The sequence below is a fragment of the Cronbergia sp. UHCC 0137 genome, assembly GCF_034932285.1.
Classification (GTDB): Bacteria; Cyanobacteriota; Cyanobacteriia; order Cyanobacteriales; family Nostocaceae; genus Cronbergia.
Window position 1 is genome coordinate 51,622 of the sequence record NZ_JAYGHC010000022.1, and the last position, 13,396, is coordinate 65,017.

At 36.5% G+C, this 13,396-nt stretch carries 7 protein-coding genes and 1 pseudogene; 2 read left to right on the top strand and 6 right to left on the bottom strand.

The window, feature by feature from the left end:
• The first annotated feature begins 36 nt into the window (after positions 1-36).
• Both VB711_RS13400 and VB711_RS13405 read left to right on the top strand, forming a co-directional pair.
• On the top strand, positions 37-1,113 hold the full coding sequence (locus VB711_RS13400; protein WP_323286567.1) for a T3SS effector HopA1 family protein: 1,077 nt from the start codon (positions 37-39) through the stop codon (positions 1,111-1,113).
• A 300-nt stretch (positions 1,114-1,413) separates the two neighbouring features.
• Positions 1,414-1,716, top strand: a complete 303-nt coding sequence (locus VB711_RS13405; protein ID WP_323286568.1) for a HetP family heterocyst commitment protein — start codon at positions 1,414-1,416, stop codon at positions 1,714-1,716.
• A 155-nt stretch (positions 1,717-1,871) separates the two neighbouring features.
• On the opposite strand, the gene VB711_RS13410 is transcribed toward VB711_RS13405, so the two are convergent.
• The 6 genes and pseudogenes from VB711_RS13410 to VB711_RS13435 form a co-directional block, all read right to left on the bottom strand.
• Complete coding sequence (locus VB711_RS13410) at positions 1,872-2,657, bottom strand: peptidylprolyl isomerase (RefSeq protein WP_323286569.1); 786 nt, start codon at positions 2,655-2,657, stop codon at positions 1,872-1,874.
• Between the two features lie 215 nt (positions 2,658-2,872).
• On the bottom strand, positions 2,873-4,408 hold the full coding sequence (locus VB711_RS13415) for an HlyD family efflux transporter periplasmic adaptor subunit (RefSeq protein WP_323286570.1): 1,536 nt from the start codon (positions 4,406-4,408) through the stop codon (positions 2,873-2,875).
• 198 nt (positions 4,409-4,606) lie between these two features.
• Entirely contained in the window at positions 4,607-7,678 is a 3,072-nt protein-coding gene (locus tag VB711_RS13420) for an ABC transporter transmembrane domain-containing protein (RefSeq protein WP_323286571.1), read from the bottom strand.
• A 72-nt stretch (positions 7,679-7,750) separates the two neighbouring features.
• A complete protein-coding gene (locus VB711_RS13425) occupies positions 7,751-8,347 on the bottom strand; it encodes a helix-turn-helix domain-containing protein (protein ID WP_323286572.1) in 597 nt (198 codons plus the stop codon).
• A gap of 1,038 nt (positions 8,348-9,385) precedes the next feature.
• Positions 9,386-9,757, bottom strand: a pseudogene (locus VB711_RS13430) (HetP family heterocyst commitment protein); the annotation flags it as partial.
• A gap of 1,264 nt (positions 9,758-11,021) precedes the next feature.
• Complete coding sequence (locus tag VB711_RS13435; protein ID WP_323286574.1) at positions 11,022-13,394, bottom strand: GH116 family glycosyl hydrolase; 2,373 nt, start codon at positions 13,392-13,394, stop codon at positions 11,022-11,024.
• Between the last annotated feature and the right edge of the window lie 2 nt (positions 13,395-13,396).

Below are 13,396 nucleotides of genomic sequence, written 5' to 3' on the forward strand. Positions count from 1 at the left end.
GAATGAAATCAATATTCCCTTACACTCTAGACAATTATGCAACTATTAAATTTAACTCATACTCAACTTTTGGACTTACCAGAAAGATTGCAGACATCACTACAAGACATTGTTCATCAAGTGCAAATTGAGTCTTATCATTGTATTAAGCATCCAGAATATAAGTCTTTAGAACTACCAGAATCAGTAATTTCTCGCTTTGAACAATTACCGTTAGAGATTCAAAATAGACATTTAACTAAACAGTTAAGTGGGTTTCTGTATAGTGTGTATTATAACGGTTCACAAACAGTAGCGATCGCTAATGATGCTCAAGATAAAAATTGGGTGAATGATACTACCTTCGGCATAGATTTTGACTTTTATGAACGGCTGCATTCTCGGAACAAAAGTGAAGGTTATTGGAGTCATGATTGGCTAGTAATTAAAGAAGAAAGGGACGGTAATTTGGTAGTACATAAAAATGGCTTAAATTTACATATTGAACGAGATATATATTTGTCACCAGCAGATAAAATGGCGACAGTTGGTAATTTGGTGGCAATCAAAATGCCTAAAAATTTGGTGCAAAACGGATTTTATATGGCAATATCTAATGCAGGTTATCAAGATCATCTTGATATCACTCGAATCTACTTTAATTTAATCCCAGAAGGGTCTGTAGAACTGATGGAAAGCTTAACAGCAAGGCTTAACGCTATTTCAATTTCTTTTTGCTTTAAAGCTTTGTATAACCCATCTGATTATCGGCGTTATGACTCGGCAGTGTTGTATTTTAATAAACAACATTATCCAGTTGTACACCAAGTATTAAAATCTGTATATTTTGAAAATCAATCGTATTTTTTGGAAAACGTACCATTGTTTACGAAGTTACTAGCTCCAGGTTTGGCTTGTGCTGAAGAACCACAAAAAAAGTTTACTCAACAAGAAAGTTTTGGCACAAATCGCTGTCAAATTATTGCTAATGGGTTAATTAATGCCTGGCATCAAGGTAATGATACTCCAGAAGGACGAATGATGTCAATTTTTCAAAGTTTTTTATCTGAAGGAATTTCGTTAAAATATCCTTATCTCAATGCCAATTCTGAGGATATTTATACTCCTTTGTAATCGTTTTTGCTAATTTGTAAGTTTCACGATGACAGAATCTATTATTGTAGGGTGCGTCAGACCCGATAATTGAGCATCTAACAGATTTTCTCTATCTGACGCACCACACTAATATGGGATGACAAAAGCCTGAAAATAGGCAATTTTCTTCATATATATCATCTGCATTTTGTACAGTTTTTCAGATAAAATAAGGTGCGTCAGAAACCTAAAATTAGTGATTTTATCCTAAATTATTCTGTCTGACGCACCCTACAGACTACAAAATATCCGACAAATTCATAGTAATGGAGTAAGCTTATGACGGAAGAAAATTTTGAGCAAAATGAACAATTAAATAAAATCTTGAAGCGTGAAGAATTGCAAAAAATTATCAAGGCTATTATTTTGGGTAAGTATTCATGGGCTTGTACTTTACTTCTGCACTTTATAGGTTATAATCCTTTAGAGTATATACCATATCGTACTTACAGCCGATTAATTAAAAATAATAGTCCTTTGGGTGAAACCAATGATCTTCCCAAAAATAAGCAGAAATTAGATGTTGTTAAGTTTGAAACAAGCTGGAATCTCTCGGAAGATTATAAGCATACTTCCAATTAATTTCTACCATATAAGGCTTACTTTATGCGGGTTTTGGTGGGCAATGCCCACCCTACATATTTTATTTAAAACTTACACGCTATACAAATTAGATATAATCTAATTCTTTAGTATAACGCACCGATTTTATTTAGAATTAACGGTGCGTTAATATTTTAGCTGACTTCACTCAACATTTGTTGTGAAGATGGGGAATTGGTATCTTCTGCTAAATTAAGTCCAATTTCTAATGTGTTAATTTGCTGCTTTAACCAATTTGTAAATAATTCACCCATAATTGTTGCACGCATTTGTTCATTTAACTGTGGTTTAATGATTTCTTCAACCAAAATTATATGTACTCCTTTCGGTGTAGTTATTGGTTTGAGAAGTTGTGGTGGATTTGCTGCAAAAACCGCTGCGGCAATTTCTGGTCTAAAATCCCTACGTGGACGGATACCTTGATACCCTCCTGCACGACGAATTTCGGGATTTTTAATATATTGACGAGCGATTTCTTGAAAACTAATTTCTCCTTCTTTCAACGCATAAAATATTTCTAAAGCTAAGTCTTCATCATCTAATATAACTTCATAAGTTACGGCTGTGGTGTAATCGAGTTGATGGGAGTAAAAAAACTGTTCAACTTTGTTTGCAAATAGATGATTAGCTAACTTAGCAGATAGTAAATTTATATGGGCTATTTCTTCAAAGTTATCTAGGGAAAGATAATGTTTTTCTAACCATGTCCAAGTCTCTTCTGCCCTGATTAAGTTTTGGGCTAATCTGAGACTATCTGCTGCTTTTTGTAGTTCTTCTATTTCGATGATAACACCTTCTTTTGCAGCAGTGTCAGTAATTATTTTTTTAGTAGCGATCGCTTCGAGTAAACTAGGGATTTGACAAGATATTTTGACATGATAAATAATTTCTTCCGGGGAAACTTTCAAGATATTTGACATAAGGCAATCCCTCTAGTTGTTAAACTCATTTTAAATTACTTATTTGAGTTCGTTTAGACAAATTACTAGCATATATATCATATTCACCTGAGATATATTTTTTTATCTCTACCTAATGGTACTTTTAATTTTTTAATTAATTGCTAGAGGTAAAAATTTCGTGATTATCTTGGGGTTTAACAGTGCTAAACCCCAAGCTTAAAAGGGATTAATTACTAAAGCTCTAAACCGCCTTTTTGCAATTTTTTAAATGGATCTAAGATAAAGTCAATTACTCGACGTTGACGGACAATAACTTCGGCTGTTGCTGTCTGACCTGGTATAATCGGGATGCGTTTATCACCTGATGATATATAAGGTTGTTCTAAGGAGACTTCTAGTTCATAAACTTCGATGGGATTTTGGCTATTTTCCTGAATTTTAGAATCTGGAGAAATCCAAGTAACACGTCCTGATGTTACACCATATTCTTGGAAAGGATAGGCATGAAATTTGATTTTTACTGGCATTCCTAACTTAACAAAACCACTTTGTTGGCTAGGCATTTGAGCTTTGAGAATTAAAGTTGCATTTTTGGGTGCAATTTGAGCAATCATTTGTCCTTGTTGGAGAACTGATCCTGGTTTTTTAATTGGTAATTCAAAGATAATACCATCAATGGGAGATCGCACTATTCTTTGTTGTAACTGAAACTGTAAGGATTTGATCTGGCTTGTGGTTTGGGTGATTTCTGATTTGAGGGAAGTAACTTCTCTTTGCAGGTTTTTGAATTGTTCTTGATTTTTGAGTAAAGCTAGTTTCCCCGCTTGCAATACTGCTTGATAGCTATTTTCTTCTTCTTCTAACCGGAGTTTTGCTTGTTCAATATCTGATTGGGCTTGACTAATAATTAATTGATAGCGACTCTCCTCTTCTTGTAATCGTAGATAAGCCTGTTCAATATTAGATTTTGCTTCTTCTTGCAAACGTTGACTATCTTCAGCTATCTTTTCTAATTCCCCAACTTTAGTTTCAGGAATTGCACCTTCTTGTAAAAGTGAACGATAGCGTGTAACTTCTGAAACGTCTCGATTTAAACGGCTTTTGGTTAATCTGTGGGCTACTTTTGTAGATTTTATATGTTGTCGAGCCTGATTAACTTGTGCTAGTTTTTCCAATTTTTGCAAGTTGTACACACTTTCTCTACTATTCAAGTTTTGCCGGGCCTGATTAAGTTGTGCTGCCTTTTCTAATGCTTGAGATTGGTTTTGCTGTTCTTGGATATTAATGGCCAATAAAACTTGGTTTTTAAGCAGTTCTAGTTGACCTTGACGACTGATTAATTCTTCTAATTTAGTCTGTGTTTGTTGGAGTTCTGTTTGCAAAACATTAGACTCCATTTGCACTAAAATTTGTCCGGCTCTAACTGTTGCTCCTTCTGTAACATTGACATTAGTGATACTACCTGTAACTGCACTATCTAGTTTTTGGGTTGCTCCTTTGGGTTCTATTCTTCCACTAGCACTTCCTGTTTCATCAACTTGGGTGAACATTGTCCAAGGTATGGTAATTGCTGCAAAACTAATTAGTAAATACAGCATGGATCTTGTCCAAGCTTTCGGTAAAGCATCTAATAATTCTTCAGTACCATAAAACCAATCTTTTGCTTTACCTGCTGTTGGTGTTTGATGTTGAATAATATGATTAGAATCTTCAACTAAAGATGATTGATCTGGCGAGAGCGATCGCCTAGTTACGGTTGTTTGTGGCATAACTAAAATTAAGTTTTTCGATTCAATTACAAACTGGAAATGTTGTACGCATACATAGAGACGTTGTATGCAACGCCTCTGGATTTTCTATTAATATTTTTGTCGTGACACTTATAGCAATCACCAAGGTGGTTAGGACATCAATTGTTAGCGCAGCTTGACGTAAGCCATTGATGAAACTCTTTTCACAACAGGGTTTTACTCCTGACTCCTGACTCCTGACTCCTGACTCCTGCTATAACCTGTTGGTGCTAATTGTTGTTGATTCAGGTAAAAATAATGCCCTTTTTTCGCAATTAAGTCTTCGTGAGTTCCACTTTCGACCAAAATGCCCCGATCCAAAACTAAGATCAGATCAGCATGACGCACAGTGGAAAGACGATGGGCAATAATTACACTTGTGCGTCCTTTGAGGATGTTTTTGAAGTTATTTTGAATTATTCGCTCGGATTCCGAATCTAGATGACTGGTAGCTTCATCTAAGATTAAGAGACGGGGATTACCTAGCAATGCACGAGCGATCGCTATTCTCTGTCTTTGTCCCCCTGATAACATCCCCCCTCCCTCACCAATTTGGGTTTCGTAACCCATAGGCAAGCGTTTAATAAATTCATCTGCACCCGCTAACCGCGACGCTTCCATCACTTCTTCTAAAGAAGCTTCAGGATGGGCAATACTAATATTTTCCCTAATTGTTCCCCCAAACAAAAAGGTATCCTGGTCAACAACTCCAATCTGCGATCGCAGCGATCGTAGAGAAATACTAGTCACATCTTGACTGTCAATTAACACTCTGCCCTCTGTCGGTAGATATAAACCCAAAATTAATTTAGAAAGAGTCGTTTTACCTGAACCACTACGTCCCACCACCGCTATAGTTTGCTCAGGTAGAATTTCAAAACTCAGATTTTCTAAGACGTTAATATCACTTTCTGAATGATAACGAAATGTCACTTGATCAAAGCGAATATATCCCCGTAATTGCCCTAATACTTGCCGGGGATGAACCGCTAAATCTTCTTCTGGTTCTGCCTCTAAAACATCATTAATTCTTTCGGTCGAAACAATCACCTCTTGCAGTTGATTCCACAACACAATTAATCTTTGAAAGGGCTGAATAACGTTCCCTAGCAACATATTAAAAGCTACCAATTGTCCGATAGTTAATTGATTTTGAATTACCAACCAAGCCCCAAACCAAAGTAACCCTGTATTAACGACAGATTGAATAGTTGAACTAACAATTTGTAACTGGTTACTAATTACCTGACCATTAAAGTTTTTACGGGTTGAATCATTTAATAACTCTTCCCAATGCCAGCGTACTGTTTGCTCAATTGCCATTGAACGAATAGAAGCAATACCAGTTAAGCTTTGAATTAAGTAACTATTTTCTTTAGTTACTGCCGCAAATACCTCACGACTTATCCGGCGCAAAAAAGGTGTAGCAACTAACGCCAATAAAACGAAAGGTGGGACAATACATAATGTGAGTAAAGCCAAAGGTGGGCTGTACCAAAACATCAAACCTACATAGATAAAAACCGTTAATAAATCCAGAGTAATAGATAATGCTTCACCAGTCAAAAAACGCTGAATTTTTTGGTTTTCTTGGACACGGGAAACAATATCACCAACATAACGGGATTCAAAAAATGACAGAGGTAGGCGAAAGGTATATTTAATAAAACCTACCATCAAAGATACACTAATTCTATTGGCAGTGTGGTCTAGTAAATATTGTCTGAGTCCATTGATAGCAACACGAAACAAACCAAAAATTAATAACCCAAACCCAACGGTATGTAAGGTAACGGTGCTACCCTGAACAATCACCCGGTCTAATAATAGTTGGGTAAATAAAGGTGTCACCAATCCAAATATTTGAATTAATAACGAAGCAGCAAATACTTCTAACAATACTTGAGTATGGGGTTTTACCAAATCAAATAATTGCCAGAATGGGGTATTAGCTTCTGGTGTTTCTTGAAGTGATGCAGTTGGCTGTAATAATAAAGCGTAACCAGTCCAACCTGCTTTAAATTCTTTAGTAGTTAGAGTCCGTTGACCAATAGCGGGGTCAGCAACAATTACCCGTTTTCTACTAATTTCATAGACGACGATATAATGTTTACCTTCCCAATGTGCGATCGCTGGTAGGGGTTGTTGTGCTAATTTATCTAAACTGGCTTTTACCGGACGAGTAGAAAAGCCGATAGTTTCGGCTGCGATGCTTAAACTCCTCATGGTTGCACCACTGCGACTAACATTAGATAAATCCCGCAACCGATTAATATTAAAGTGTTTACCCCAATAGCGGCTAATCATCACCAAGCAAGCCGCACCACAGTCAGCCGCACTTTGTTGTTCAAAAAACGGATAGCGTTTACTAACTTTGCGCCACCAATTTCCTACGGTGACTGTGGGACTAGGAAAGTAATTTCGGCGTTTTTTTGGCTTTGGTTGTGTTTGAAACTGTGGTTGGGGAAATTGAATTATTTTAGCTTCTCTTTGGGGAACTTCGACAACAGGAACTTCTGTACTCTGGGAACTATCAATGAAATGTATTAATTGCGGCCAATGTTGTAGTGCAGCTTGCCAACGTGCATGGGGCAAAATATAGGCGATCGCTGTTTGTGTTACTTGCCAATTTCCTCTTTGAGGAGGAGCATAAATATTACCAGGTTTTAACACATATCCTTGGGAATGTACCAATTCTCCTTCACGCAGTAGCATAAGTTTACTATCTTTGCTAAGTTTGGTATTTAGAGAACCAATATCTAAATTGTGCCGTTCAAATTGAGATAATGCCTTTAACATTTCCTCAAATTCATGACGGAGTAAATCAGAATCGTGGCACAAAAACAACAGTGTATCCCACAATTGAGCCTTAGCCAACAAGCGATCGCTCACATTAGGAAATTGACGGATCACCTGTAGAGGAAGATAACCCAATTTTAAATTCACAGAAGCCCTAGCTACATAAGCACAAAACTCCTCTTCAGGAAATAAAGTTAACTCTCCATAAGATCCTCCTATCCCCAAAGTAGTAATTAAATTATTCGACCCATCTAGCAATCTCACCTTACCCATCAACACCAGATAGATTCCTGGTTTTGCCGTTGTCGCTTCCCAAAATTGTTTGGCTATCGGTGGTTCAATAATTTCTATTGCTTGAACACACTTTTCTAAATTTTCACCTGATAGCGACTCACCCAAAACTTGGATGATTTGTTCAGCTAACTGTTGCTCAGAAAACCCTGATGGCATTTCCTTTCCTCCAAAACATTAAGCTGTTTCACATTAAAAATTTTCCAAACCAAGAGTTTTCACAAATCTTGATTATTTACTCTGTATTAAATTAAAAGACCAAGAAAAATTAGATTCGTCGTTATATTGCAAATCACTAATTTTGATGCTATTATCCTGACTTGGAGCAGTTTCTTGTGGTTGGGAACTTTTCTTTTTAGTCGAAAGTCCCATTTGTTTAAGTAGGCGATTAATATGGCGATCGCTAATTTCAATTCCTAACTCATTCGCTAAATGTTTACTTAACCATTGCGCCGTCCAGTAACTAAAAGCATAACCATATTCACGCGGACTATTACTCACCAACTCTTTCAACCTTTCGATATATTGATTATTTACAGTCTTTGGTCTACCTATCGGCCGCTCATTCCATTTATGTGCCATACCAGCCTCAGCTATACCTATCCAATACCGTGCCATCTCATGAGAACAACCGACAATTTCACAGATATTAGTCTGAGATTTACCTATATCTGCTAACAACATAATTTCAATCCGTCTTCGATATTCTGGTTGTAAATTAGCTTGTAAATTTTTGAGCAGTACCTTACGTTGAAAAGGCGTTAAAAACTTACTTTCTTGTGTTTCGTAAACATCAAAATTCTTGTCTTGACCAGAATAGTATGACATAATTATTACCAGTTGCCGTCTACTGTAAAATTTGGGCAAGTTTATCTATTGCATCCCTTTTTAAAATTCAGATGCAAAGCTAACTTAGATAAATCTTGGTACAAAACTACATTTTCAAATCATTTAAGTAGATAGCTTAAACATTCCTGATAACGCTATAATTAATGCAAGATTCACGCATTTTGATCATTGCAACCCTTGGGAAGGAAACTCAAACTCAGATGTTTAGTACACCGTGGTTAGGTCTTGATATTATTGATCAACCTAGCGTGAAGATGAACGATAATTCCTCAAGGAAAAATCGCTACAATGCAACCATAATCAGCGTTAAGAGACTTTCAAGAAAGTTTTGTTTTTTATTTGAAAGTCCCTAACATCAACTACTCCACATTGATAATCACAGAAAAGTAAATTCAAACTTTTCTAGTAGATGTGATTTTGAGGATGTTATTGAAGACTGCAATGCAGGCTCAAAATTCAACCTCCAAATATTTAAGTTAGTTAAGTTTTGATTGCCCAAAAATGAGGTAAAACCTGTTCCACGAATTGAAGCCTAAAAGTAGTTAAGATCAGGTAAGAATATAACCTATTTCTTACACTAACCTAAAACTCGTATTTTCTCATCAGCAGATTGCCATAAATTTGATATCTTCTGCAAGATAAGTTAAATGTCAAAGCAACAGTACCTCACTCTCTGTTTTAATCTACTCTTCTTCTTTTCCAAATTTTCCTACATCTTTGCCTCAAGTTTATAGAAAAATCAAAATCTTTATGAAAACTTCATATACTTTTTACAAAAAATTTATATTTAAAACCCAAAATTAAATATAAGATTCTTATTTGATTTCTTGATCCCCGAAATATATAGGATTTACGCACAAGTCACTGAAAAACAAACCACAGAGGCACAGAGTTCACAGAGAAATGAGGTTTTGAGAGATGTTATCTGTAAGTCCTGATATATGTAGGGTGGGCAATGCCCACCTCACATTATTGAAGATTTTTCCAATTCATTTTTGTAGTAAATTATGCCGACCTCTGCTCCCTGTTGTTATTGCGTACTTCTACCTTTTGTTTAACACCTACTTCAAGATATGCCAGGTCTTTGATCTTGCTCAAACAGCTAGGTACAAGATGACTATCAGACCTTTTTTCTGTAGCTTGCTTGGCAATTTTGAGATTTTCATTTTGCTGTGGATTTGACCTACCCATGCGGGAGTTTTCTTTAAGCAATCTGTTATAAGTGCGGTAAGGAATGTAATGGAGAGGATTATAGCCAACTAACCGCAGCATTAAAACACAAGCCCAGGAATACTTACCAGCAATAATTGCTTCTACTACCTGGTCAAACTGTTCAGGATGAATTGTCTTATCTAAGTTGCTGCTACTACCAGAAATGTCTTGAGTCATAGTATGTTATTTGAGAATTTCCCAACCTCTAGTCCCATTATTTTCCCCTGTTATTATTGTATAACTTTCCGTCAAGGTTCAGAAACTTTTTTAGGCAAAATCTCATGATTTTTGACTGGATGGTGAAAATAATTGGTTGTTGAATCTTATGAACTATATTTGTATTTATACTATGTTTTATCTCTAATGTCATCAGCCACTTTTGCCTGTTGATAAGTTAAATTTACTCAATAGCTCTAAAACACTACTTATCTGTTGCATAATTTTCATTTTTGCCCATAAATTATCAAAAAAATCAGGGGTAACACCCCCTATTTAATCTATTTAATGCACTGTTAAATACCAAGCTTATTAAGAATAGTTTGTATTAGCTGTTTTCAGAAATGCTTACAGAAAAAGAAATACAGGCGTTTTGCTTGGGTACTCACTTTGCTAAAGTAGTTAAATATTATTTTAAGATATTGATGATTATATATTTTTATGGTTTTTCTTTAAAAATTTTCTGAAGACACTTTAAACTCTGGCTATTTTATTCACAACTCAGTAAAATAGTTGTAATTCATGATTATTTTAATTGTCAACAAATCAAGATAATATTTTTTGAATCAACCTATACAAATTATCTTTATAATACGCCATTAAACGAAAAAAGCTCATTAATGAGCCTAGTAATTAAGGGATGAAAGATACTATTTTAAAATATTTATCTAGATGATCAGAATATGGTAATCATTCAAATAAAACCTTTAAGCAATAAATCTTTGATTTTACACGTCATCCAAAACGCAAAATTATAGTTCTACCATATTTGGTGAATTACTTGCCAAACGCTAATTGATAGTTTATAATAAAACTCCCTTCACTTAGCACCCCTAAAAATTGAATAGCCTTGACAAAATAAACAGACATGAAAAGCATGAGTTTCTATGTTTAAATCTCTAGACTATTATCAATACTTATTCTTTAGATGGATTCCGGAAACAAGTCTAAATAAACTTAGATCATAAAGTTACATATTACAGATATACAAATATTTCTGTAGTCAAAGATACGATTTTTTAGATAACAATCAATAAATTTCTAGCCTAGAGATATATCCCCAACTTCTTAAAGAAATCGGAGATATAGAACTTCTATTTTTTTTAACGTTCGTGCAGCGTGCGGGACGCATTACCACAGAGGCACAGAGGACACAGAGAAAAGAGAAAAACAAATTTTTATATTGTGTCTTAATCCTGGATATCCTGTTTCCCTAACTAGCAACTCAAACTAATAGATAAATAGCCCAAATAGCCATTGCCCGCAGATAGGTACTAGCGCGGAAAGTACCAGCAGCCGTAATTGCTTCCGGGGTACGGAATTGTAAGCCGTTGTTGTAAATTTGACTTACTACAGCCTGGGTTAATTGCATTGCTTCGTCTCCCATACCCATTTGTACCAAAAAAGCAGCTAATCCGAAATTGATCCCTGTCCAGACTTCTAGAGGATGGGTAGCGTGGGGATTTTCGGGTGAACCATCAGGACGAACACCGTTAGCAGCGCCAAACTGACCGTTACAGAACTTAATAAAGCAAGCATCATAAACTTTTTGTAAAGCCGAAAGAGTGCGATCGCTTGGTACAATATCCGGTAATCCCAATAGTCTGGCGTAAAATTGTCCACATAATTGATCAGCCATGACGACATCAGAACCACTCTCACTATCTAATCGGTAATATTCCCCATTCCAAAGTTTTTCTTGATAGATTGGTAGAGATTGCTGTAACCAAGATTGATAAATTGATTTTTGAGTTTTTGTGTCTTTGCGGTCTGCTAAAATATCACTAATCGCCATAGCCGCTTCCAACGCCGCCAACCATAACCCGCCACAATAGGCACTCACACCTTGTAACCGCCAATCATCAAAAGTTTGATCAGGCGCGCCAGAATTTTCTGGTATACCATCTCCATCTAAATCAAAGGTTTTCACATAATCGAGAGTTTGGACAATTGCCTCCCAACAATTTGCTAAAAACTCCACATCATTTCCACCAGTAAAGATAAAATCCCGATACACCAACAAGACAAAATCACAACCTAAATCCTTCCACAAATTGCAATCTTGATAACTGGTATAATTGGTTTTTTCCCAGACGTGTTCATTGGGCGCGCCTAAATCGTGGGGTGTAGCACCGGCAACTTTACGAACAGCGAGGGGACTTTCGGCGTTGATAGTTAGGTAATAACCGATAATTCTAGTACGATCATCACCTTGAGGAATCGCCCGTGCAAATGCCCGCATGACTGATTTTTCCAGTTCAGGAAATAACATCAGCAACCCAAAAGAACCATACAACCGCACATCTAAACTTTCATACCAACGATAATCTAGACATTCCAACACCGCAAACTGACCAACAGGGTCACGTTCTGAAGCTGCATTCCAAAGAGTACCGCCACTGGTGAGGTCGTAGAGTTCGTTAAATAGCGCCATTTTGAACCATTCTGGCAAATCTTGACGGTCTAGAATTGGTTTTTGCCAAATTTCAATTAGCGATCGCCAATTTTGATATGCTTGTAAAGCAGTCTTGGCTATTTGTCCAGCATTTTCGCCATTCCGCCCAAAAAAATCTGTATATCTGCGGTAATAGTTCACCCCCTCCGCGAACTCAGTCACCGGCAAATCCCAACTTAGTACAAAAGGAACTTCTAAGCTTTCCCCTGGTTGCAAAGTGAAACGAACCGCCACAGCCGCACCCAATCTAATATTTTCATCTGCCGGACTTTCATCAATATAATTAGGTAAAGAACCATCTTCACTAAAACTTTGCCAAACATCCTCACCATTACCCACACAATTAAATCGGGAATGATAAAAAATTTCCACTTGCGGATTTTTAACAGTGGCAATACACCAACTTCCGTCCCCTTCCTTCACATTTCTACCATTACCTGCCCCTTTTAAAGCACAACCAAAATATTCTGAATCCTCCACCAACTGATTATAATTCCCCTCACTTTCACCCCAACGCGGTAAATACTCATAAACCGGACTACCATCATCTCTTACCCGTACCTCTGGAGATTTTAAAGCATTAGTAAACCAACCCACCATATTCTCCCAAGTCAGCATAATACTAATAGTTACAGGTGCATTAGTTGGGTTATATGCTTTCCACAAAAAAACCGCTACAGGATAGCTACTTTCCTGATAATTATTTGCCCAAATAGGAGAAAATTGCTCACAGGTTAATTGACTTGCAAATATATTTTCATAAACAAACCAACTCCGGGGATAAAGTGCATGATAAGTACCAATATCATCTCCTAATTCTGTTGCAAATTGCCAAGCATCAAGTGTACCATCTTCTGGCGATTGAGTAGATAAAGCATAAGCTTTTCCAGATTCAAACACACTAAATTGACAAGCAGGAACGGTTTTAAAAATATGTTCACCCCCGTCAATATGCCACAGATTAAAATCTCCCCTAGAAGAACGTCCAATACAACCAGCACCAAAACCACCAAGAGGCGCACCGTGCCATGGTCCATCATCAATATTACTAGGATATCGCACAGTGTAAGGTTTATCCCAACCTAAACCAATAGGACGATTCCAACTACAGGAAGGAATTTGACCCCAAAATTGAGTTTTCATTT

Bases quoted from the DNA above. Each gene is read 5' to 3' on its own strand.
- VB711_RS13400 (WP_323286567.1), top strand. From the start codon at position 37: ATGCAACTATTAAATTTAACTCATACTCAACTTTTGGACTTACCAGAA.
- VB711_RS13415 (WP_323286570.1), bottom strand. From the start codon at position 4,408: ATGCCACAAACAACCGTAACTAGGCGATCGCTCTCGCCAGATCAATCA.
- VB711_RS13420 (WP_323286571.1), bottom strand. From the start codon at position 7,678: ATGCCATCAGGGTTTTCTGAGCAACAGTTAGCTGAACAAATCATCCAA.
- VB711_RS13405 (WP_323286568.1), top strand. From the start codon at position 1,414: ATGACGGAAGAAAATTTTGAGCAAAATGAACAATTAAATAAAATCTTG.
- VB711_RS13410 (WP_323286569.1), bottom strand. From the start codon at position 2,657: ATGTCAAATATCTTGAAAGTTTCCCCGGAAGAAATTATTTATCATGTC.
- VB711_RS13435 (WP_323286574.1), bottom strand. From the start codon at position 13,394: ATGAAAACTCAATTTTGGGGTCAAATTCCTTCCTGTAGTTGGAATCGT.
- VB711_RS13425 (WP_323286572.1), bottom strand. From the start codon at position 8,347: ATGTCATACTATTCTGGTCAAGACAAGAATTTTGATGTTTACGAAACA.